The organism is Duganella aceris (assembly GCF_011090165.1).
In the GTDB taxonomy this organism is placed as follows: domain Bacteria; phylum Pseudomonadota; class Gammaproteobacteria; order Burkholderiales; family Burkholderiaceae_D; genus Rugamonas; species Rugamonas aceris.
This window is the reverse complement of the sequence record NZ_JAADJT010000011.1, coordinates 108,511-131,142: the sequence shown is the minus strand read 5'-3', so window position 1 is coordinate 131,142 and position 22,632 is coordinate 108,511. Positions and strand designations below refer to the sequence as shown.

20 protein-coding genes are annotated in these 22,632 nt (G+C 64.2%); 5 read left to right on the top strand and 15 right to left on the bottom strand.

Annotated features, from left to right (window positions below):
• Positions 1–7: 7 nt before the first annotated feature.
• From GW587_RS22965 to GW587_RS22935, 7 genes are read right to left on the bottom strand one after another with little or no spacing between them, the layout of a single operon-like run.
• Positions 8–1,258, bottom strand: coding sequence for a TIGR03087 family PEP-CTERM/XrtA system glycosyltransferase (locus GW587_RS22965; protein ID WP_166107002.1), 1,251 nt, complete (start codon positions 1,256–1,258; stop codon positions 8–10).
• 5 nt (positions 1,259–1,263) lie between these two features.
• Complete coding sequence (locus GW587_RS22960; protein WP_166107001.1) at positions 1,264–2,295, bottom strand: FemAB family XrtA/PEP-CTERM system-associated protein; 1,032 nt, start codon at positions 2,293–2,295, stop codon at positions 1,264–1,266.
• Positions 2,271–3,140, bottom strand: coding sequence for an XrtA system polysaccharide deacetylase (locus GW587_RS22955; RefSeq protein ID WP_166106999.1), 870 nt, complete (start codon positions 3,138–3,140; stop codon positions 2,271–2,273). The genes GW587_RS22960 and GW587_RS22955 overlap by 25 nt, the downstream gene beginning before the upstream one ends.
• On the bottom strand, positions 3,137–4,282 hold the full coding sequence (gene wecB, locus GW587_RS22950) for a non-hydrolyzing UDP-N-acetylglucosamine 2-epimerase (protein ID WP_166106997.1): 1,146 nt from the start codon (positions 4,280–4,282) through the stop codon (positions 3,137–3,139). Before wecB ends, GW587_RS22955 begins: the two co-directional genes overlap by 4 nt.
• Before the next feature lie 12 nt (positions 4,283–4,294).
• Positions 4,295–5,824: a TIGR03016 family PEP-CTERM system-associated outer membrane protein gene (locus GW587_RS22945; protein ID WP_166106995.1), complete on the bottom strand. Its 1,530-nt coding sequence runs from the start codon at positions 5,822–5,824 to the stop codon at positions 4,295–4,297.
• A complete protein-coding gene (locus GW587_RS22940) occupies positions 5,808–6,566 on the bottom strand; it encodes an XrtA-associated tyrosine autokinase (RefSeq protein WP_166106993.1) in 759 nt (252 codons plus the stop codon). Before GW587_RS22940 ends, GW587_RS22945 begins: the two co-directional genes overlap by 17 nt.
• A gap of 9 nt (positions 6,567–6,575) precedes the next feature.
• Positions 6,576–8,102, bottom strand: coding sequence for an XrtA system polysaccharide chain length determinant (locus GW587_RS22935; RefSeq protein WP_166106992.1), 1,527 nt, complete (start codon positions 8,100–8,102; stop codon positions 6,576–6,578).
• Positions 8,103–8,257: 155 nt separating this feature from the next.
• Here GW587_RS22935 and GW587_RS22930 point away from each other — a divergent pair, with 155 nt between their 5' ends.
• Positions 8,258–8,863, top strand: coding sequence for an XrtA/PEP-CTERM system exopolysaccharide export protein (locus GW587_RS22930; protein ID WP_166106991.1), 606 nt, complete (start codon positions 8,258–8,260; stop codon positions 8,861–8,863).
• Positions 8,864–8,986: 123 nt separating this feature from the next.
• A complete protein-coding gene (locus GW587_RS22925) occupies positions 8,987–9,739 on the top strand; it encodes an N-acyl amino acid synthase FeeM domain-containing protein (protein WP_166106989.1) in 753 nt (250 codons plus the stop codon).
• Positions 9,740–9,743: 4 nt separating this feature from the next.
• Here the strand turns inward: GW587_RS22925 and GW587_RS22920 are convergent, their stop codons facing one another.
• The 3 genes from GW587_RS22920 to prsT are packed head-to-tail and all read right to left on the bottom strand — an operon-like array spanning position 9,744 to position 15,250.
• A complete protein-coding gene (locus tag GW587_RS22920) occupies positions 9,744–10,478 on the bottom strand; it encodes a S1 family peptidase (RefSeq protein WP_166106987.1) in 735 nt (244 codons plus the stop codon).
• Positions 10,475–12,490, bottom strand: a complete 2,016-nt coding sequence (locus GW587_RS22915; protein WP_166106985.1) for a hypothetical protein — start codon at positions 12,488–12,490, stop codon at positions 10,475–10,477. The genes GW587_RS22920 and GW587_RS22915 overlap by 4 nt, the downstream gene beginning before the upstream one ends.
• A 9-nt stretch (positions 12,491–12,499) precedes the next feature.
• On the bottom strand, positions 12,500–15,250 hold the full coding sequence (prsT, locus tag GW587_RS22910) for an XrtA/PEP-CTERM system TPR-repeat protein PrsT (RefSeq protein WP_166106984.1): 2,751 nt from the start codon (positions 15,248–15,250) through the stop codon (positions 12,500–12,502).
• Positions 15,251–15,417: 167 nt separating this feature from the next.
• Between prsT and GW587_RS22905 the strand changes: the two genes are divergently transcribed.
• Together GW587_RS22905 and GW587_RS22900 are read left to right on the top strand one after the other, a co-directional pair.
• Entirely contained in the window at positions 15,418–16,698 is a 1,281-nt protein-coding gene (locus tag GW587_RS22905) for a nucleotide sugar dehydrogenase (protein WP_166106982.1), read from the top strand.
• Entirely contained in the window at positions 16,698–17,783 is a 1,086-nt protein-coding gene (locus tag GW587_RS22900; protein WP_166106980.1) for an SDR family oxidoreductase, read from the top strand. Before GW587_RS22905 ends, GW587_RS22900 begins: the two co-directional genes overlap by 1 nt.
• On the opposite strand, the gene GW587_RS22895 is transcribed toward GW587_RS22900, so the two are convergent.
• Both GW587_RS22895 and GW587_RS22890 read right to left on the bottom strand, forming a co-directional pair.
• Complete coding sequence (locus GW587_RS22895) at positions 17,780–18,691, bottom strand: LysR family transcriptional regulator (RefSeq protein ID WP_166106979.1); 912 nt, start codon at positions 18,689–18,691, stop codon at positions 17,780–17,782. The two genes, GW587_RS22900 and GW587_RS22895, sit on opposite strands and share 4 nt — an antisense overlap.
• Before the next feature lie 79 nt (positions 18,692–18,770).
• On the bottom strand, positions 18,771–19,163 hold the full coding sequence (locus tag GW587_RS22890; protein WP_371875639.1) for a hypothetical protein: 393 nt from the start codon (positions 19,161–19,163) through the stop codon (positions 18,771–18,773).
• Positions 19,164–19,636: 473 nt separating this feature from the next.
• On the opposite strand from GW587_RS22890, the gene GW587_RS22885 reads away from it, so the two are divergent.
• Positions 19,637–20,386 carry an SDR family oxidoreductase gene (locus GW587_RS22885; RefSeq protein WP_166106977.1) on the top strand — a complete coding sequence of 250 codons (750 nt, stop codon included), beginning with the start codon at positions 19,637–19,639 and terminating at the stop codon, positions 20,384–20,386.
• Positions 20,387–20,407: 21 nt separating this feature from the next.
• On the opposite strand, the gene GW587_RS22880 is transcribed toward GW587_RS22885, so the two are convergent.
• The 3 genes from GW587_RS22880 to GW587_RS22870 all read right to left on the bottom strand — a co-directional run bounded on the left by GW587_RS22880 (position 20,408) and on the right by GW587_RS22870 (position 22,621).
• Complete coding sequence (locus GW587_RS22880) at positions 20,408–20,818, bottom strand: Hpt domain-containing protein (RefSeq protein ID WP_166106975.1); 411 nt, start codon at positions 20,816–20,818, stop codon at positions 20,408–20,410.
• 78 nt (positions 20,819–20,896) lie between these two features.
• Positions 20,897–21,772: a proteasome-type protease gene (locus GW587_RS22875; protein ID WP_166106973.1), complete on the bottom strand. Its 876-nt coding sequence runs from the start codon at positions 21,770–21,772 to the stop codon at positions 20,897–20,899.
• Between the two features lie 45 nt (positions 21,773–21,817).
• Positions 21,818–22,621: a transglutaminase family protein gene (locus tag GW587_RS22870; RefSeq protein ID WP_166106971.1), complete on the bottom strand. Its 804-nt coding sequence runs from the start codon at positions 22,619–22,621 to the stop codon at positions 21,818–21,820.
• Positions 22,622–22,632 lie beyond the last annotated feature (11 nt).

Here is a 22,632-nt window from a genome sequence, read left to right as displayed (position 1 = left end):
GTGGCAGTCATGACCCGGGCTCCGCGCTGATTGTGGAGGCGCGCTGCTCGGCGTCGGCGGACGCGACCGAGGTGCCGGGTATGCCCAACACCCGCCCCAGGCGCTGCAAGTTCCGCTCCCAATTGTAGTCCAACAAAATCCGGCGCCGCGCCGCCAGTCCGAAATCGTCGAACGACGTCAGTTGATGGCTGATGTGGCGGATGAATTCATCCGCGCCGTCTGCGCCGATCACCTCCACCCCGGGGACAGCGGAGATGCCTTCCAGCGCTTGCGGTGTCGCGATGATCGTCTTTTGCATCGCCATCGCCTCCAGCACCTTGTTCTGCACGCCGCGCGCCACTTGCAGCGGCGCCACCACCAAGGTCGCATGCCGGAGGTAGGGACGTATGTCCGGCACCGCGCCGCTGACATGGACGCCCGGCACGCGCCGCAAGCCCAACACGGCCCCGGTCGGACGCGAGCCGACGATGTGAAACTGCAGATCGGCGAAACGTTGTCGCAGCGGCGGCATCACACGCTCAGCGAACCACGTCACGGCGTCGATGTTGGGCCTGTAGTCCATGGTGCCGGTGAAGACCAGCACCGGCGCTTCACCGTAGGGATTGGGATGATGCCCCAGCGGGGAGAAGTACTCGCTGTCGACGCCGTTGTTGTAGTAGTCGATCTTGTGGCTCGATTCCGGCGCACGCTGTTTGAACAGCGCCGCTTCGGCCGGCGATACCAGCAACACCTGCTTGAAATCGGCCGCCACACGACGCTCATGCTCCAGCAGCAAGCGGCCTTCGCGACGATACAGCCAGGACATCGGCCAGCGGTTGCGATCGGCATAGTCGTGCCATTTTTCGGAATCGACATCCACCAGATCCATCACCCGCAACGACTGCGGCCGTGTCAGATACTGCGCCATCGGACCGGAGAACGCCAGGCACGGCATGGCGGGGTATTGCTCCAGTGTCCGGTCCACCCAGCACCGCAACGCGGCGTGGCGGAAATACGGCAAGCTAAGCGCCTCGCCCCGCATCAACGCGATTACGCCGGCCAACCGCGCCCGATTCGCCGGCAAGCGGACGATACAGCTGTCAGCGCAATCGGCGGCAAGGCGCTCGGCGAACGGCAGTTCGTCGTCGTGGTCGATGAAGCTGCCGAGGTGAACCCGGAAATGCCGCACCAGATATTGCAGCGCGTGATAGGCGCGGATCCGCTCGCCCTTGTTGGGTGGATACGGCAAACGATGGGTGAGGAACAGCAGATCGCGCATGGCCGCTATCCCAGTTGCCGCACGATATGCGGGCCGAGCACATTGGCCAGCGGCAGCGGCAGCATGCGCCAGGCCTTGATGAACGCCTGGTAGCGTGGATTGAGCGGCTGGACGTCGCGCAGCGCTTTGCCTCGATGTAGCTGGTAATCGTAGTGCAGCGGCTGCGGCTCGAAGCCCCAGTTCTTCTTGAAGGCGAAGGCGCCGGTGTCGTATTTGCTGCGGCCGAAGTCGAACAGCCGGCAATTGCGCGTGCAGGCGCGCCGCATCACCTCCCAGTACATGAAGTCGTTGCCGGCCAGCTTGCGCGCCAGCTGGCCACCGCCGCCGTAGTAAGGCAGGATCTCGTCGCGGAAACAGAAACTCAACACGGCGCAGACCGGGTGGCCGGCACGCTGTATGCATAATATTTCGCAATCGTCGCCGAACACTTGCTGCAGCAATGCGAAATAGCGGCGGCTGAACACCGGCGTGCCGAGCCGATGGACGCTGTCGGCGTAGCAGTCGAAGAAGCGGCTGGTATCGACGTCCAGCGTGCTGATCAGGCCGGCTGCCATGCCCTTGCGCACCATCGCGCGTTGTTTGCGGGGGATCGCCAGCAGATTGCGCTCTGGATCGGCGTGCAGCGGCCGGCGGAAGGTGGCGTATAGCTTGCGGTGCAGCCAGTCGGCATGTGTCGGCCGTACGTGGCGGTATTCCAGATGATCGACCTGCAAGCGTGCGGCCAGCTGCTGCGCGGCCAGGTCCACGGCGGCGGCGGCGTCGGGGTGCAGCGAGGCGATGCCGCCGTAGACGCAGAACGGCAGCGACGACAAGCTGTTGCCGAACAAGCGGCTCTTGACTTGGGCCAGCGGCAGGATGGCGTCGATACGGCCATCGGCCTGGGCGTACATGAACCAGGTGGGATGGCCGAAGCCTTCTTCGATCACCTGTTGCCAGCCGGCGCGGTGAAAGAACGTCGCGTCCGGACAGCGCTGGACGAATTCGTCCCAGCGCGGGCGGTCTTGTGTTCCCATCAGTCCGACGCTGTAGTGCGGCATGATGCGCCTTCCAGAAAGATTTCGTCGATGCGGCCCCAGTGGAAATCCGCCAGCAGCCGCCGGATGCGCGGCTCCATCCGCCGCAGGTTGAGGTAATGTCGCAGCCGCGTCTTGATGCCGATACCGCTCAGCCGGGGTTGGCCGGGGTCCAGCTCCCATGGATGAAAATAGAATATGCCAGCTTGATCGTCGCGCGAATTGATACGCCGCAAAGCCCAGCGCGAGGCGAAGTAGGGCAGCAGCCTGAAATAGCCACCGCCGCCGGCGGGCAGGTTGCGGCCCAACAGCCGCACGGTGCTGACCGGCAGCTCCAGCAAACCGAGTTCGCCGGTCGGACGCCAGGCGAAGCGCGGCGCGTCCGGCATGCCGTAGTGGTCGTGGCGGATCGGATAGATGCTGGAGCTGTAGCGGTATCCAGCCTGTTGCAGACAGTCCAGCGCCCACAGGTTGTCGGCGCCGATGGAGAAACTGGGCGCGCGGTAGCCGCGCACCGGCTGGCCGCTCAATTGTTCCAGCAATAGCTTGCTGAGGGTGATGTCGCGCTGGAATTCGACCGCTGTCTGCTCGCTGGCGCGCTGGTGGAGGTAGCCATGGCTGGCCAGCTCGTGACCGTCGGCGACGATGCGCCGCACCAGCGCAGGGTAACGCTCGGCGATCCAGCCCAGCGTGAAGAAGGTGGCGCGCGCGCCGTGCTGCGCCAGCATGTCCAGGATCAGGTTGACGTTGCGCTCCACCCGGCAGGGCAGCGATGCCCAGTCGGCGCGCCGGATGTGGCCGGCGAACGCGGAGACCTGGAAATAGTCTTCCACATCGACCGTCAGCGCGTTGCGCCGGGTCGCGCTCATGATCTGGCCTCGCGCCGGTTCGCCAGCCAGGCTACGGTGGCGCCGGCGACGCGCTCGGCGGCGCGGCCATCCCAATATTTCGGAATGCGACCGGTCTTGCCGCCGTAGCGCAGGATGTCGCGGCACAGCGCCAGAATGACCGCCGGGTCGCGTCCGGCGATGGCGTTGCTGCCTTCGTTGACGGTGACCGGACGCTCGGTGTTTTCGCGCAGGGTCAGGCAGGGCACGCCAAGCGCCGTGGTTTCCTCCTGCACGCCGCCGGAATCGGTCAGCACCAGGCAGGCGCTTTTCATCAGGCCGAGCATGTCGAGATAGGGCAGCGGCGGCAGGCAGGCCACGCCTGGCGCGTCGAGCAGCCGGGCCAGGTCGTGGCTTTGCAGCATGGCGCGGGTGCGCGGGTGCAGCGGAAACAGCACCGGCACATCGGTGCTGAGCTTGGCCACGGTCTCCATCAGCGCGCGCAGGCGGCGCGGATCGTCGACGTTGGACGGCCGGTGCAAGGTCAGCAGCGCATAGGGTTGCTCGCGGCCGATGAAACCGGCCAGATTCGCCCGCAGCAGCACGGTCTGCGCCGGCGGCGCATACGGCAGCCGCAGCATCAAGGTGTCGATCATGACGTTGCCGACAAAATGGATGCGGTTGGCCGGCACGCCTTCGCGCAGCAGATTGCTCATAGCACCCGATTCGCTGGTGAACAGCAGGTCCGACAGCTGGTCGGTCAGCACCCGGTTGATCTCCTCCGGCATGGTGCGGTCGTGGCTACGCAGGCCGGCCTCCACGTGCAGCACCGGGATGTCTTTCTTGGCCGCCGTCAGCGCGCAGGCCAGCGTGGAATTGACGTCGCCGACCACCAGCACTGCGGCGGGCGCGGTTTGGTCGAGCACAGGTTCGAAGCGCCGCATCACCTCGGCGGTCTGCACGGCGTGGCTGGCCGAGCCGACGTCGAGACGGAAATCCGGCGCGCCCATTTCCAGCGCGCTGAAAAATTGACTGTCCATGTCGGCGTCGTAGTGCTGACCGGTATGCACCAGAATGGTCTCGACCTGAAGCGGCGGCTTTCCGAAGGCACGCAGCAGCGGCGCCATCTTCATCAAGTTGGGGCGGGCCGCGACCACGCAGACGATACGATACAAGTGGGACATGAAAAGCTCCGCTTAGAACGCCACCATCAGGGCGGCACTGACGCCGTTTTCGCGGTAGTTGCCACCGGCGTTGCTGGTATGACGCGCATGGCGCAGATTCACATCGGCGTTGACGCCGCGTTGCAGCTGGCGCGACATCCCGAGCACCAGCGCGCTGTTGTTGTCGGCGCGACCGGTGGTCAGCGATCGCACCCGGTTGTGACTGGCGCTCGCGGTCAGGTTGTCGCGCGCCGACATCCGCCAGCTCCAACCCAGCTGCAGCGCGCTTTGCCTGGTCTTGTCGGTCAGCGACAGCTGGTCTGGTCCCAACAGTACGCTGTCGATGGCGCTGCTGGTTTGCGCAGTGCGGCGATTGCTGGACAGGTTGACGCCGAGCGTGGAGCGCGGCGTGCTGTAGACGGTGGCCATCCGCAGTTGCTTCTGCAAGTAGTAGCGGTGGCTGAAGAAGTTGACGTTGCCGTCCGGCCCCAGCATCTGCGAGATCGCCATGAATACCTTGATGGTCCGCAGCCGCGTTTCCGGGTCGGGGATGCGGGTAGCCCACAACTGGTACAAGAAGTCGCTCAGCCCGGTCGGCGCGATGCTGAGGAATTCGCCGTGCATGGTGGTGATGTCTTCGTTGTAGTTCAAGGTCCAGAACATATCGCGCATGCGGTAGGCGGCGTCCAGCGTGTAGGTCTTGCCGAAATAGCGGCGGCCCAGGCTGGCCGCAACCCGGGTGCGCGGCGACGGCGTCCAAGTGCCGCCGACCGACCAGTAACCGCCCTGCGGCTGGCTGCTGGTCGAGTGATAATCGTGCTTTTCATAGCCGCCGGTGCCGAACAGCGCGATGCCGCCGGTGAGCGGGTGGCTGAGCGTCAGCGCGGCGTCGCTCTTGATGACCGGCGGCAGCGCGGCATCGTCGATTCGCATCCGGTCCAGGTTCAGGCTCCAGTTCAGGCCCCGTGCGTCGTCGTCGCCGATCAGTTGCAGCGCGGTGTCGCTGCTGCGCACGTCGAGCAGGCCGCCGCTGCCGACCCGTTGGTAGCTGTAGCGCAGCAACGCCGTCGCCAGACCCTGGAATTGATGCCGCAGATAGGGGCTGATGCTGGTGGTGTGCACGGTGCCGGTATTGCCGGTTGCCTGGGCCGGATCGAGTTGCTGCGGGCCGAAGGCGGAGACGTTGTGCTGGCTGATGCCGGAACGCGCGTCGAAGAACAGCCAATCCGGCACCACCTCGGCGTGGCCGTCGGCGTCCAGCTGCTGGTTGGTGCGGCTGGACTGACGCGTGTACGCCAGCTTCTGCAGCGAATACGACAGCGCCAGTCTGAGCCGTGGGGTGTCGCCTGTGATCCGGACGCCCGGCGATACCTCGGTGGTGAACTCCCCGCGCGCCTGCCCGGGCGGCGCCAGGTTCATATTGTCGGTGTAGCTTTCGCGCAGCCGCAGCGTCGGCGTGAACTGCCAGTCGGCCGGGACGGCGGCGCCGGGCAGCGTCAGCAGCATCAGCATGGTCAGCCGCCAGGGCGTGCCATGCGGAGACAGGCTAATCATAATAACCATAGTATTCGCCGCCGGGGAAGGCCTTGCTCTTGTTGTAGATCAGGCTGACATGCGGGCAATGCTCGATGCGCCGCAGCGCCTCCTTGACTGCGTGCTGCGTGGTGGTCTCGGCCTCGACCACCATCAGGATCTGTCCCATTTGCGCCGCCAGCACGCTGGCCTCGGTGGTCAACAGCAGCGGCGGCGAGTCGAAGATAACGATGCGATCGGCATAGCGCTCGGCGATTTCAGTCAGCAGGCGGCTCATGTTGCGGCTGGCCAGCAGCTCGGTGGCGTGCTTGTGGCTGCGGCCGGATGGCAGGATGCTCAAGGTGCGGACGTTGGTCTTGAGGATCAGGTCGGCCAGCTCGGCGCGTTCGCCCAGCAGCACCTCCATCAGCCCCGGCTCGGGCGGCAGACCCAGCACCTTGAGCAGCGACGGGCGCGCCACGTCGGCGTCCACCAGCAGCACGGTGATGTCCATTTCCATCGCGATGCTCATGGCCAGGTTGACGGCGCAATACGTTTTGCCTTCGCCGGCGGTGGCGCTGGTGACGACGATCAGGTTGCCGTGGCGGATGGGCGGCCCCTCATGCTCGCCGCGCGCGCTGCGCAGCAAGGGCCGCTTAATGGTGCGGAAATCCTCGGCCACGGCGGTGCGCCCGCCATCCTGCGTCACCATCCCCATCTGATGCAGGCGCGGCAGGTTGATTTCAACATGGCGCGGCGTTGCCGCGACGGCCAGCGGTTCGGTCTTTTCCATCAAACGCCCCTAGTAGCGCAACAGGTTCAAGGCCAGCACGGCGCCGTAGGCCGTGAACAGACAGCCCAAGGCGGCGCCGAAGGCATACTGCCCGCGCCGGCGACGGATCTTTTGCGCGTCGGTCCAGTTCATGGACACCGTGCCCAGCACCACCAGGCCGGTCCGCTCGCGCAATTCGGCGGGACTGAGGAAGGTCGGGCGGACCTGGCTGACCAGCAGCGCTGCCGCCACGCCGCACAGCAGCGCGCCGCCCATCACCAGCGAATACAGCAGCACGCGATTGGGGCCGGTCGGGCTGACCGGCACCATCGGCGGGTCGATGATCTTGAAGGTCATCATGTCGGTGGTTGAACTCAGGTCGCCGGATAGCTTGGCGGCCTCGCGCCGACCGATCAGCTTTTCGTAGTTGTCCTTGTTGATCATGTAGTCGCGGTTGAGCTGAGCCAGCGCCGACTCCACCTCCGGCACCGCGTTGGCCTGCGCCAGCAGGCGCTGGTGGCGTATCGTGTATTCCTGCACCCGCGCGGTGATCGACGCAACGCGGGCGTCGGCCTCGGTCTGCGCCACTTTCAACTGTTGCAGCATGGGGCTGTAGTTCTTGCCCGGATCGCCGGCGGGTTTGAGCTTGCTTTCCTCGATCTTGCGCGCCTCCAGCTGCGCCACCAAGCGCTTGGCGGCGACGATGTCCGGGTGCAGTTCGGTGTACTGCATGCGCAGCACGTCGAGGTTTTTGTTCAGCGCATTGATGCGGGCATCGATTTCCGGATTGTCGATGGACGCCGGATTCATCGCGGCGTCGACGATGGGTTCGTCGCCGCTGATCTGGCTGCTGATCGCCTTGCGCGCCTGCTCGGCCTCGATCAGTTCCAGCCTGGCGGTGTTGAGCAGGTCGGACGACTGTGCCAGCTGGCTGCTGTAGTCGATGCCCTGGCGGGGCAACAGTCCGTTGTTCTTCTGTTTGAATTCCATCAGGCTGTTTTCCGCCGCGACCAGCTTGCTCTCATAGGCCTTGATTTGGTCGTCGATGAATTGGACCGCTTTGCGCGTCTCTCCGCTTTTCCCCTTGAAGCTGCCCTCGACGAAAATGGTCAGCAGCGATTGCACCACGTCGCGCACCAGGCGCGGATTGGGGTTGCTATACGAAATGGTGTAGATGTCGTACTGGCTGGTGCCGCCGATGCGGATCTTGTTCATCAATTCCTCCAGCTGCTGCTGTTGTTCGCGCGGGGTCCTGGAGTTGATGTCGATGTCGACCATCCGCATGACGCGCTCGATGTTCGGCCGGCTTAGCAAGGTGCGGCTCATGATCGACACTTGCTGATCGACGTTGGGCACGCTGGTCATGCCGGCCAACAGCGGCTTGAGGATGCTCTGCGTATCGACGAACACGCGCGCCGTGGTCTGGTAATCGTCCGGCAGCAGCGCCACCTTGATCCAGCCCGCGATCGCCACGACCCACATGACGGAGACGGCGTGCCAGCGATATTTCCATATCCCTTTCAGGCTCGAGATCAGCTGGCTGATTAATTCCTCCATTCGGCTATCTCCAAGGACCGGGCAGTGGTGGTGTGCGAATTATATGGCTGGCCTCATTCAAATTTTTCTTAACTGGGCGGGCATTGAGGCAGATCAAGCAAGGGCGGACGGCTTTTCTCAATCATGGAGATCTGCCCATTCAAGCGAGATGCATCATGGATCAATTCATGCGTTTTACCGTGCTGGCGATGTTGCTGATGCTGGCCGCGTGCGCCGGTCGCGTGTCGCTTGGTCCGCCCGAGCCGGAGCCGCCGCAGTCCGATTACCAGATCGGCGCCGGCGACATCGTCAACATCAACGTCTGGCGCAATCCGGAAGTGTCGCTAAGCGTGCCGGTGCGGCCCGACGGCAAGATCACCACGCCGCTGGTGGAGGACCTGCAGGCGGCCGGCAAGACCTCAACCCAGCTGGCGCGCGACATCGAAAAGGCGCTGGAAAAATACATCCAGCAGCCGATGGTCACCGTCATCGTGACCAGTTTCGTCGGCCCTTACTCGCAGCAGATCCGGGTCATCGGCGAGGCCGCGCGGCCGCAGGCGCTGGCGTACCGGCAGGGCATGTCGGTGATGGATGTGATGATCGCCGTCGGCGGCATCACCGACTTTGCATCCGGCAACAAGGCGACGATCATCCGCACCGTCAACGGACAGCGCCAGACCTTACCGCTGCGATTGCAAGACCTGTTGCGCAAGGGCGATATCTCGGCCAACGTCACAGTGCTTCCCGGCGACGTGCTGGTGATACCGGAAGGGTGGTTTTAAATCGCAGGCGTGCAACGATAGAAAAATATTTCCAAATTCACGGAACTTTCAAGCTGAACGGCGGGTCTGAATTCATGAGCCCCAGTTGCCCCACGCCGGTGGCTGGCCGACAGACCTGAATGGATGCCAACCGTGCAATATGACGATGCGATAGTTTCATTTGAAGCCAGTACAGGCCTGCGCGACCTTGTGGTCGCCGAAGGCAAAAATGAACCTGCACTGGACCACCCCATCGACCAGCAGATCTTCCATATTCGTATGGCGAATTCGCAGGGCAAGCGGGAGGCGGCCAGCCTGCTGCTGAAGAAAATGTATGGGTGGCGCGGCTATTCGGTCGATCCGAACGCCATACATGCGCCGAATAAAATCACCCTGTTCGCCGAGACCGGCGGTGATACCGTGGGCACGATGTCGCTGTGCCTGGACAGCAGCGAGGTCGGTCTGCCTGCTGATGAGAATTTCAGGGACAAGCTGGACGAACTGCGCGAGGCCGGAAGACGGTTGTGCGAGCCGTCGCGATTGGCGATCGACAAAGGGGTATCCAAGCGGGTGTTCGCGGCGATGATTCATATCTCCTACATCTACGCCCGCAACATTCACGGTTATACCGATTACGTGATCGAGGTCAATCCACGCCATGTGATGTTCTACAAACGCATGCTGGGCTTCCAGGATTTCGGCGGCGAGCGTGCGTGCACCCGCGTGGATGCGCCGGCCGTGCTGCTGCGCCTGGAACTGGAGTACATGGGGAAGCAAATTCGTCAATTCGGCGGCTTGATGGAGCAACCGACCACGGAACGCTCCTTCTATCCCTTTTTTTTTCCAATGCGGGATGAACCCGGTATCACCGGACGCCTGATCGCGGGCAAGACGTGAGCGTTCAGTTGATAAAGTTGGCTGGGATCGCATAGGTGATGCCGCTGGGCGCGGCGATGGCCGCCTCCTTGATGCCCTTGACGAACACCATGTTGACCACGCCGATCACTTCGCCCGTCAACGGATCGAACAGGGGGCTGCCGCTGCTGCCCGGATATGCCGTGCCGTCAAGTTGAAACACAGCGTAGTCCGGCTTTTGCAGCTGGTTCAGCAGCTTGCCGTCCAACTTGCGAGCGCTGGTGGTCGGCAGCGCCAACGGTGTGATCGCCGATACGATGCAACGGTGAGTGGCGTGGTGCAGCCCGAGCACCATGCCAAGCGGGAAGCCCATAAAGGCCAGCGACTGGCCCTCCCGGACCTTGCTGGAGTCGCCCAGGCGTAGCGCCGGCAGCGGCGTGCCCTTGATGCGCAGCCGCGCCAGGTCGTGCTCCTTGTCCAACGCGACCACGGTGGCGGAGCGGAACTGTGCCGCTTCGTCGGCGCGCACCAGCACGCCCAATGACGTGGGGGGTCCGTTCGCCAATAGGTCGGTGACGACATGGGCGGCCGTCACGACCGTCAGGCCGTCGGCAACGACGAAGCCGGTGGCAACAAACGACAGCGCCGGTGTGCGCAAAGTCTGAAAGCTGCCGATGCCGACCACAGATGGCTTGATGCGTTCGATGGCGCGCACCAGGTCATCGGCGGCGGCAGGGTTTGACAGCCCCAGCGACAGGAGCAGGCAGCACAGAATTTTCATGGCGTGAGCCTCGCGGAGGGGCTTGCGTCGGTTTGCACGGGGCGCAGCGCGGCGGCACACATCAGCAGCGTGGAAAGTAGGGTGATGCGGGGCACGTCGATCAGGCTGTCGAACAGGCCAACCGTATGGAATGCCGCCAACGAGGCCAGCAGCGCCGCGGCGGCCAGGTCGCGTCGCGCCTGAATGCGCCTTAACAAGGAGAGGCAGACGCTGAACAACAGCATCGCGTAGGCCAGCACGCCCGCTCCGCCCATTTCGAAATACAGGTTCAGACCGAGGTTCTTGATATGCCAGGGCAGGTGATTGCGGTCGCTGCTGAAGAACCAGTAATTATTGGCGTCCGAAAAGCCGCCATTGCGCAGCAGCTCATGATTGTCGCCGCTCAGGCTGACGTTGTCGATATCGATCACCGCGCCCACGCCCTCGGCCGCTATCTCCAGCCATACCGGGCGGCTGGTGGTGCCAAGCACGCCCGAGTTCAGGGGGAATTGATAGCGCTGCCAATAAGGCGCATGGGGGACTTGGCGCATCGGTATTTGCAGGCAGTTTTGCGGGTAAAGCAGCTGACGCTCGCACAAGTTTATGCGCAAGAAGCCGGGAGGTCCGTTGTTCCAGATGTCCACGCCCAGCAGGTATTGCCGGCGCGGCCGCAAGTCCACGCTTTGCAGTATCCGCAGCAGCTCGCCATAACCCGCCGGATAATCGCCGGCGACGAGCCGCAGATAGCGGTTGTTGCCGGCATCGAGATAGCGGTAGCTGGGCGGTACTTCGCGACTATGGTTGCGCCAGTAGTACGTAGCAGGGAACTTCCCCAATCCCATGCCCAGCATTGCGGTGGCGCCGTCTTCGTCCATCATGGACAGCGTCTGGCGCCAATGCCGGACGCGCCGGGCGAGGTCCTCGCCGCTGCTGCTGAAGCGTTGATTGACGAAGTAACCGTTGTAGATCGGCGCGATCGACGCCAGCAGCAGCATCGTGGCCAAGGCTGCCGCGACATGGCGGCGCGGGGTGGCCGCCAATATGACAACGGCCGATACCATCAATGCGGCGGCGTAGCCGCGATAACCGCCGACAGCGAACACCCAATTTGCCGCCGCCAAAAGCGGGACGGTCGCGATCAGCGCGAACGCGGCTGCCTTTCCGCACCGCCGGATGTCGACGGCGCAGAACAGCAGCACCAGCACGGCGACCGCGAAGGCCAGATACAGTCCGCGCGAAAACGTGGATAGTCCGGCATACAGCGTCAGCGCCAGCAGCGCGAGGGCGCCGGCCGCCTTCAGCCTTGCCGGCCTGCCGAACACATAGACCGCTAACAATGGAAAGCACAGCGCCAGGTAGCCGTCCAGCGCCGCGCCGCCGGTGTGCATGGCGGAGAAGGGCGCGGTGATGCGGTAGTCGCTGGAGAAATTCGTCAGGCCGGGGAATTGCCAGCGTTCGCGAATCGCCGCGCACACCACCAGCAGCAGGCCGGTCAGCAGGCCGGAGATCAGATACCGGCGCACGCCCTGCAACTGCGCACCGGCGGCGCGGCGCAACGGCGGCAGAAGGATAAAGCTCCAGAGCCACGCCTTGCCGATCCGCAGCGCGTTGTAAGGACTCAGATAGTTGTTCATCGCATTGGCATCGAACGCGGGCAGCGGGCGCAGGCCGCGCCATAAGCCGATCGCGCAGCAGGCCGCCAGCAACAACAGGCCGGCGATGAACAGCGGCGGCCAGCGCGGCAGGTCGGGATCGGCGGGTTCCAGCTGCCAGTAGGCGAATCCTGCGCCTATCAGTAGCAGCAAGTCGATTTCCTCCAGGAAGAACCATCCGGTGAGTGGCGCCAAATCCAGCGCCGGCAACAGCGCGGGCATGGCGAATAGCCACAACACCGGTCGCCACCAGAGCATCGCCGTGTAGCCCGCCAGGATCGCCGACAGCCAGCTGCCTTGCATCGGATAGGCCCTGATCGCTAGCGCGGCGCCGGCGAAGAACAGTAGCGACAGCAAGCGGGACCAGGCCATGTGCCGCATGATGGCCGTCTAATGCGCCAGCAAGGCTTTGACGGCGTCGCGTCTGCCGAAATCCTTGGCCGTCAGCAGCGGCTCCAATTGGTCGCGAGCGCCGCGCTTGTCGCCCGACTTGTCGAGCGCGACGCCGAGGTGGTAGCGGATATCGCTATTGGCCGGCGATAGCGCGGCGGCCTGTTTGAGCAGCGGCAGCGCACGTTGCAGCTTGCCTTGCTCGGCCAGTATCCATCCTAGCGTGTCGAGCACCGCCGCGCTGGCCGGCGCCAGTCTGTAGGCCCGTTCGGCATAATCCAGCGCTCGCGGATCGTTGCGCTGCTGGCATAGCCATGCCATATTATTCAGTGCGATCACTTGCTCCGGCGCCTGCTTCAGCAGCTGTTCGAACTGCGCCATGCTGGCGGAATAATCCTGCTCCGCCATCAGGCTGCTGGCGTGGTAGATCCGCGTCACCTGGTCGTCCGGATGCAGATCCAGCCATTTCCGCATACGGCTCCCAGCCTCGCGCGACTTGCCGGCCTGTACCAGCGCGCCATGCAGCGGGATCAACAACCCGCCCGACGGCTGCATGTCGAAGGCCTTTTGATACAGGACCAGCGCCGGCTCGGTCTGTCGCTGCGCCATCAGCACGTCGGCTTCCAGCTTGTATCCGAGCGGCGCGTCGGCGCGGGCTTGCTGGAAGCCACGCGCCGCTTGCCGCGCCTTCGCATAGGCCCGCTGCGCCACCAGCATCCGTACCAGCGCCGCCTGCGTCTGGGGATGGTCAAGCTTCAGCGCAAGCGCCTTGTCCAGTGCTTGCATGGCGCCCTGGTCATCATGCGCGGCGAGGCGCGCCTGGGCGATACGCAGCTGGATCTCCGGGGCGTCAGGCTGGAGCACGGCCAGCCTGGACCAGCTGTCCAGCGCCGCGTCGCCGTTTCCGCTGCGCGTCTGTAGCGTGGCCACCAGCGCCACCACCTCAGGGCTGTCGGGATTGCTGGCCTGGAGCTTCTGCGCCAGCGCCAGCGCCTTGGCCGGCTCGTTGCTGCTCGCGTAGTAGTTCGCCAGTCGCATCGACGGTGCCAACTCGTCCGGTTTTTCCTGCGCCGCGCGCTCCAGCCAAGTGCGCGCCACCGCAGGCTGCTTGCGTGTCAACGCCAGATTCGCCAACGCCGTCATGATGTCGGTATTGCCGTTGTCCCGGGCCAGCGCCGCCTCCAGCCGGCGTCTGGCGGCTTCCGGCTTTTGATCCTTCAGATCCATCTGGGTCAGGTTGTCCAGCGCCGGCAGGTACAGCGGATCGAGCGCCAGCGCGCGCTCGAAGCTGGCGCGCGCGGCGGCGTTGTCGCGGTTCATCAGCAACACGCCGCCTTTGAGATTCTGCACCAATGGATTCGGCTGCTGCTGCGCCTCCATGCGTTTGACCGTCTCCAGCGCTTTGCCGTATTGCTTGCCGCGCAAATGACTCAACACCAGCAACATCCCGGCGCGCGACGATTTGACGTCGAGGCTGGTCGCATGTTCCAGCTCGGCGATGGCGCGTTCGTTGTCGCCCATGCCGATGTGGCTCATGGCCAGCGCCGCGTGCAGCATGGTCGCTTGCGGCGCGAGCTTGCTGGCGCGTTCGAAGAATTCGGCGGCCTGCGGATATCGCCCCAGCCGCAGGTGGATCTCGCCGGCCAGCGACATCATTTCCAGATCCTCGCGATGGGCGTCGAACAAAGGCTGAACCAGGGCCAGCGCCTGGTCCCCGGCACCGGTATTGACCAGCGCCGAGGCCAGCAACTTGCTGGCGTAGGCATGGCCGGGATTCGATTCCAGGAATTTCCGCAAGTGCAGCTGCGCCTGCGTGTACAAGCCCTTGCTGCGCAATACCGCCCCCATCAGCAAATTGCTGGGCAGATGGTCGGGCGCGGCGCGCAGCACCAGCAGCAAATTGTCCTGCGCCGCATCCAGCTTGCGCTCGCGGAAATCGAGTAACGATTGCGTGTAGATCAGCATCAGGTTGTTCGGCGATACCTGGCGTGCGATCGACAGTTCTTTCCTGGCCTCGTCCAGCTTGCCAGCCTGGATGTGCAGGCTAGCGATGTCGACATGGGCCTGCATCTGGGTCGGGTGCAGCTTGAGCACTTGCCGGTATGCCAGCAGCGCGTCGGCGTTTTTGCTTTGCAGCCGCAGCAGATCGCCTTTCAGGCGCAGCGCGTCGACATCGTCTGGATGGCCAGCCAGCGCGCGCTGGATCAGCACCAGGGCGTCATCATGCCGGCCTTCCGATAACGCGATGCGGGCCTGGCCCAGCAGCGCGGCCGGATGTTCCGGATCACGGTTCAGTATCCGCTCGAAGGCGGCACGGCCCTCGTCGGAGCGCCCCAGGCCCAGCAGCGCATGCGCGCGCAAGGCCTGTAACTGCGGCTGCCGCTCATCGGCCGGGATGTTGTCCAACAGCTTCTGGTGCTGACCTTGCAACAGCAGCGCCTTGCCGAGCAGCGGCAAGACCCGGCCGCGATCGACGCCCAGTTCCAGCGCCCGCCGCAGTTCCTTGTCGGCCGACAGCACATCGCCGGCGTCGAGGTACAACTGGCCGAGCAGCAGGCGCGCCTGGCCATTGCTCGGCGTCTGCTGCAAGACGTTCTTGAGCTGGATCACGGCCGCCTTGGTCTGACCCTTGGCGGCATATTGCCCGGCCTGGGTCATTAAGGCCTCGCCACTGGAGCTGCGGCCGCAACCGGACAGCAGCGGCAGCAGTAGCAGCAGCGGCAGCATCCGCAATACGCGCGTCGGCGACATGGCGATCTCCAGACAAAGGGATTCACTAGAGTAGGGAGGTTCTTCGCCGCGCCGCTTGATCGGCCGCAAAGTGCGTGGCGGTGCGCGTTTGTGTTATCTCAACAGCATGGCGAACGCCAACCGTAGAATCGGCGGAGATGTTCAACGCTGGCTCACGAGGTGCTCAAATGGATGTCGTCGCTGTGGTCGGACTCGGATATGTAGGCTTGTCGCTGGCGGTATCGTTCGGCGCGCGCCGGCGCACCATCGGCGTGGATCTGTCGGCGCGCAAGGTGGCCAGCTACCGGCGCGGCATCGATCCCGGCGGCGAGGTGTCGCCCGAACAGTTCGCCGCCGCGCGCCTGCTGGAGATGGGCTGCGACCCGGCCGCCTTGGCCGAGGCCGACTACATCGTGATCGCCGTGCCGACGCCGGTCGACGGCGCCCACAATCCCGACTTCTCGGCGTTGGTCGGCGCCAGCCAGGCGGTGGGGCGCCACATGAAGCAGGGCGCGGTGGTGGTCTACGAGTCCACCGTCTACCCTGGCGCCACCGAGGAGATCTGCATCCCGATCCTGGAACAGTGCTCCGGCCTGCGCTGGCAGCGCGATTTCCATGTCGGCTTTTCCCCGGAGCGCATCAATCCGGGCGACAAGGAACATACGCTGTCCTCGATCCGCAAGGTGGTCTCCGGCGACGACGCCGCGACATTGGAGCGTGTGGCCGCGCTGTACGAGGAAGTGGTTGACGCCGGCGTGCACCGCGCGTCCAGCATCCGGGTGGCGGAGGCGGCCAAGGTCATCGAGAACACCCAGCGCGACCTCAACATCGCGCTGATGAACGAACTGGCCATCATCTTCGACCGGCTCGGCATCGACACGCTGGAGGTGCTGCAAGCGGCCGGCACCAAATGGAATTTCCTGCCGTTCCGGCCCGGACTGGTGGGCGGCCATTGCATCGGCGTCGATCCCTACTACCTGACGCACAAAGCGGAAATGACCGGCTATCACCCCCACGTGATCCTGGCGGGGAGGCGCATCAACGACGGCATGGCCAAATTCGTCGCCGAGAAAACCGTCAAGGAGATGGTGCGCGCCGGCTTCAAGCTCAAGGGTTGCCGGGTCAACGTGCTGGGCCTGACCTTCAAGGAAAACTGTCCGGACCTGCGCAACTCCAAGGTCGCCGACCTGATCCTCGAGCTGGCCTCCTACGGCCTGCAGGTTCACGTCCACGATCCGGTCGCCGACGCCGACGAGGCGATGCACGAGTACGGCGTGCGGCTGGTCAGTTGGGACGAGCTGCCGCGCGCCGAAGCCTTGATCAGCGCGGTGGCGCATCGCGAGCTGGCGGCGCGGCCGCTGTGGGAGATGCGGCAAAAGGTCGTCGCCGAAGGCTGCTTCATCGACCTCAAATCCCAGTTCGACGCCACCGCCTTGCGCAGCGGCGGCCTGAACGTCTGGAGACTGTGATGAGCGACTACGACAACGGCACGCCCGCGACCAGCGCCTACCAGACCGTCCGCGAACGCCTGGAAAGCGGGCAATCGCGCTGGGTGGTCACCGGCGTGGCCGGCTTCATCGGTTCGAATCTGCTGCAATCGCTGCTGGAGCTGGGGCAGCGCGTGGTCGGCGTCGACAATTTCCTCACCGGCTACCGACACAACCTGGACCAGGTGCGCGAGCAGCTGGATGCCAGCGCGTGGCGGCGCTTCGAACTGATCGAAGGCGACATCCGCGACCAGTCGGTCTGCCGCGCCGCCTGCGACCGCGCCGACTACGTGCTGCACCAGGCGGCGCTGGGTTCGGTGGCGCGCTCGATCGACGATCCCTTGCTGTGCAACGACATCAACATCGCCGGCTTCCTCAACATGCTGGACGCGGCGCGGCTGGCCGGCGTGCGGCGCATGGTGTACGCCGCCTCCAGCGCCAGCTACGGCGACCACCCCGCCATGCCGAAGCAGGAGCAGCATATCGGCAACGCGCTGTCGCCGTACGCGCTGACCAAGTATGTCGACGAGCTGTACGCCGGCGTCTATGCGCGCTGCTACGGCACCGAAAGCATCGGCCTGCGCTATTTCAACGTGTTCGGGCCGCGCCAGGATCCGGCCGGAGCCTACGCCGCCGTCATTCCGCAGTGGATCGCGGCGATGATCGAACACCGCCAACTGGTGATCCATGGCGACGGTGAAAGCAGCCGCGACTTCTGCTACGTCGCCAACGCGGTGCAGGCCAACCTGTTGGCGGCCTTGGTGGACAAGCCCGCCGCCGTCAATCAGGTCTACAACGTGGCGCTGAACGCTCGGACCAGCCTCAACGAACTTTATCTGACGCTGCACGGCCTGCTGGTGGAGCGCCACCCGCACCTGCGCGACTTCCAGCCGCATTACGGCGACTACCGGGCCGGCGACGTGCGCCACTCCCAGGCGGACATCGGCAAGGCCACAAGGCTGCTGGGCTACGCGCCCACGCACGATCTGCGGCGCGGCCTCAGGCAAGCGCTGCGCTGGTACGAGGCCCATCTGACGCCGAAAGCGGCGCAACCAGGCCGTGCTTAGTCGGCGCGGTCCCACGGCGGGGTGCCGGCGAATTCTTCGACCAGGAAATCGATCATCACCCGCACCTTGGCGCTGAGGTGACGCCGGCTCGGATAGACCGCCAGCACGTCGATGTCCGGCATGTGATAGTCCGGCAGCACGCGCTGCAGGCGGCCGGCGCGCAAATCGGCGCCGATCAGGAAACTCGGTTGCCAGATCACGCCCATGCCGCCCAGCGCCGCCGCACGCGCGGTGTCGCCATTATTCGAATGCATCACGCACTGCACCTTGACCGCGTGCGGCTGGCCGTCCTGGTCCAGCATTTGCCATTCGTCGGCCGTGGCCGAATAGCTGTAGCCGACGCAGGCATGCTGCAGCAGGTCGGCCGGATGCAGCGGCATGCCACGCTTCTGGATGTAATCGGGGGAGGCGCACAGGATGTTGCGCGAGCTGGCCAGCTTGCGCGCCACGTGCGAGGTCGAACCGGTGCGCGAGATGCGGATCGCCATGTCGTAGCCTTCCTCGACGATGTCGACCACGCGGTCGATCAGCGCCACGTCTAGCCGCACCTCGGGATACTTTTGCGCGAATTTGGCCCACAGCGGCGCCAGGTGCAGCACGCCGAAGCTCAGCGGCGCGTTGATGCGCAACACGCCATGCGGTTGCAGCGTGGCCGACGAGACGATCGCCTCCGCCTCGGCCACGTCGTCGAGAATCGACTTGGCGCGCTCGTACAGCGCCTCGCCGCTGGAGGTCAGCGACATCTTGCGCGAGCTGCGATTGAGCAGCCGGGTCTGCAGATGCGCTTCCAGGTCGCTGATGTAGCGGGTGACGTTGGCCGGCGAGGTATCGAGCGCGTCCGCCGCGCGCGCGAAACCTTCGCGCTTCACCACTTCGACAAAGACTTCCAGCGCGCGCAAGCGATCCATTGCAAACTCCGATTCGAGATAAGAAAAAAGCCGCGACACCGGATTGGTGTGGCGGCTCTGTCGACGCAGGCGCTACAGCTTAATGCGCGATGTAGTTGACGGTCGCCGCTTCCTTGATGACACGGCCGGCGCTGATCGCGGCGCTGGAACCGCCGCCGATGACGACGCCGCTGTTCTGCGCCATGCTGACCAGTCCGACCGCCGCCTGGGCATCGCCGGCGCTGGCGGCGCGTTCGAACAACTGCATCGCCTCGCGGCGTTTTTCCGGTTTGGACAGGTAACGCAGCGCCAGCTCGCGCTGGGCGACCGGCGAGCCCTGGTCGGCCCATTCCTGCAGACGGCGTTCGGCGGCGGGCTGTCCCTGCGGCCCAAGTTGCATGGCGGCGGCTTCAATCACGGTCGACGAGGGCACTTCGTCTTCCTGTGCCTGGCAGGCGATCAACGCTCCGACCATCACGAGGACCGACGACACCAACACGCCAGACTTGTTGAATAATTCCATATGTTAAATACCTTTGTTTAATACCAGTCGACTCACCGCGATGCATTGCACCATTATACTTGCAGTCGGGCAAATTGTCTAATACGCAAGTGAACAGAGCGAGCAACTTTCACGCCGCAATTTACAAAATAGTCCGGAAACCGCCCGCGCGCAGGGTCGCGCCGATTCCAGCTGCAAGTGCTGGCGATATTAGCATGAAGAATTTACATCCACAGCGCACGCTTGGCGAACGGGGGTAACAATTGTAACCATTCGTTAATGGCTGAAATAGCCGATCAGCGCTCCGGTACTGTGCAGTGCAACACGAACACAGGTTCATAAATGGTGAACGGTGCATATTCCTTTAGTCGATTGTTGCCGACCGGGTCGAGGCATATAGTGAAGTCCAAGGCAGCCAGGGGGCTTCCACCGTAACAACTCATTACACTTATCAGGAGTTCACCATGAATCGCTTCGACAACAAAACCGTACTGGTCACCGGCGGCAACAGCGGCATCGGTCTGGCCACCGCCCAACAATTCGCCAACGAAGGTGCCCGTGTCATCATCACCGGCCGCGACCAGGCCAAACTGGATGTGGCGAAGGAACAACTCGGCGCCGCCGCCATCACCATCCTCAGCGATGCCGGCGACAGTAAATCGGCCAAGGCACTCGGCGCCGAACTCGCCGCCAAGGGCATCACGCTGGACGCCGTGTTCATCAACGCCGGCGTCGCCTTGTTCTCGCCGCTGGAAGGGGTGGACGACGCGTTCTGGGACAATATGTTCAACACCAACGTCAAAGGCGCCTACTTCACGATCCAGGCTATCACGCCACTGCTGAACCGTGGCGCCGCGGTGATCCTGAACGGTTCGATCAACGCCCACATCGGCATGGAAAACTCCAGCGTCTACGCGGCCAGCAAGGCGGCGCTGATTTCCCTGGCCAAGACCTTGTCGGCGGAACTGATCGGACGCGGCGCCCGCGTCAACGTGGTCAGCCCAGGCCCGGTCGCGACCCCGCTGTATGGCAAACTCGGCATGGAAGCGGAGCAGCTGAACCAAGTCGCCGCCGGCATCCAGGCGCAGATTCCGCTGAAACGCTTCGGTACGCCGGACGAAGTGGCAAGCGCCGTGGTTTATCTTTCCAGCCCGGAAGCGGCCTTCATCGTCGGCACCGAGCTGATTGTCGACGGCGGCATGAGCCAGCTGTAAGGAAAAAGGGCGGCGCGCGCTTCAGGCTTGCGCCGCCTGGCCATCCTGCGGAGCGATGCTTCGTAACCAGGCGGCGGCGTCGCGCAACACCAGCTGGTATTCCGACTCCAGGGCGGCAAACAGGGAAGGGATGTGCGCCTCCTGGCGCTCGGCGATCGCCTGTTCCAGCTTCAGCGACGCGCTGACCAGGCGCTTGGCGCCCAGCGTGCCGATCGAGCCGCGCAGGCTGTGGAACACCTTGCCGGCGTCGGTGTAGCGCTGCTCGCGCAAGGCGGCGGCCGCCGCTTCGAACGGCGCCATGCCGGGCGCGCAGGCGTCGCGCACGATTTTCGATACGATGCCCAGCGCCTTGTCGTCATTTCCCATATATTTCAGCAATACATCGACCGAGAAGATGCCTTCTTCGGGATGCAGCGGGTTGGCTTCGGACATGCGGCGCTCCATGACGGGTTGATAAGTTTTGACCCTATGATACTCTCTCCGACCGCCGCTTTCCGCCGCGCACGCTACTTATTGCTGTCCGTCATGAAATTGCTGCGCCAGAGTTTGCAGCGGCGCGCTCGCCACCTCGGGCGCCGTCACACTGGCGGGCGGGGCGATACGAATCGGCTTGCTGCTGGCGTTGCTTGAATGTAACACATTGCTGGTGGCGTCGGGCGCGGCATCCCATACCGGGCAATCCAAACCTTCGAACACGCGCTTGAGCTGGTCGCCCCACGTGTTGCGGATCATCTGGAAATACTGGTTGCGTTCGTCGATGGTGACGAAGTGGGTCACCGCCAGCGCGTTGTTTTCATACACCAGCATGTCCAGCGGCAGGCCGACCGAGACGTTGGAGCGCAGCGTCGAATCCATCGAGATCAGCGCGCATTTTGCGGCATCGTCGAGGCTGGTGGCGGGCGTGACCACGCGGTCAATGATGGGCTTGCCGTATTTGGCCTCGCCGATCTGGAAATAGGTGTTTTCGTCGTGCGACTCGATGAAGTTACCGGCCGAATAGACTTGGAACAGGCGGCAGCGCTCACCCTTGATCTGGCCGCCGAAGATGATGCCGACATTGAATTCGATGCCGAACTCGGCCAGCGATTTGGCGTCGCGCTCGTGCACCTTGCGCACCGCGTCGCCAAGCAGGCGCGCCGCCTCGTACATCGACGGCGCGTTCCAGATGCTGCTGCCGTCCTCGCCGCGGTGTTCGGCCACCAGCTGGCGGATCGATTGCGAAATCGACAGGTTGCCGGACGTCATCAGCACCATCATGCGATCGCCGGGAATCTCGAACACGCTCATCTTGCGGAACGTGCCGACCTGGTCGACCCCGGCGTTGGTGCGTGAATCGGATAAAAACACCAGCCCGGCATCCAGGCGCATGCCCACACAATAAGTCATCGTAGAACCGCAGTATTGATTTAAAGAATCGTTATTTTACACCCGTCACTGCGGGATGATCTGAACCTCGACGCTCAACGACTCGATGCCGCCGCCGCGCCGGGTGCCGCGCACCGGCGCCGCCGCGTCGTAATCACGGCCGATCGCCAGTCGGCAATAAGCGTCCGTCATCAGCCGCGAGTGGGTGATATCGATGCTGACCCAGCCGGTGTAGTCTTTGTCCTCGACCCAGGCGTCGACCCAGGCGTGGCTGGCGGCGTGGCCGGTGTTTTCCGGATCGATATAGCCGGAGACGTAGCGCGCCGGAATGCCGTGCGCGTGGCAGCAGGCCAGGAAAATATGCGCGTGGTCCTGGCATACGCCCTGGCCGAGGGCGAGGGCGGCGCTGGCGGTGGTGCCGACTTCGGTCGCACCGCTTTGATACCGGACCGCACCAAAAATGTGCTCGGCCAGCGACATCACATCGCGCGTCGCCGCCTTGCCGTCGGGCAAGCAAGATGCCGCCAGTTCCAGAATGCCGGGCGTCGCCTCGGTGAAGCGGGTCGGCACGGTGAAGATCAGCGGCGACAGGTCATCGCCGCTCGGCACCCTGCCACGGTCCGGCACCGTGGTGGCGATCACGCCCGAGGCGACGATGGACAGCGTCTGGTGCGGCGCGCTCATCGTCATCATATGCGACAAGTTGCCGTAGGCGTCGGTGTAGGCGTGGACGTGGCCCGGCATCACGATATTCCACGACAGCACGCGCTGTTGCGGCTCCACGCGCGGTGTCAGGTGCAACTGCTGGATGGTGTAGGCCAGCGGCGAGGTGTAGCCGTAGCGGGTTTCGTGCCGTATGTTCAGTTGCATGCAGTAGCCTT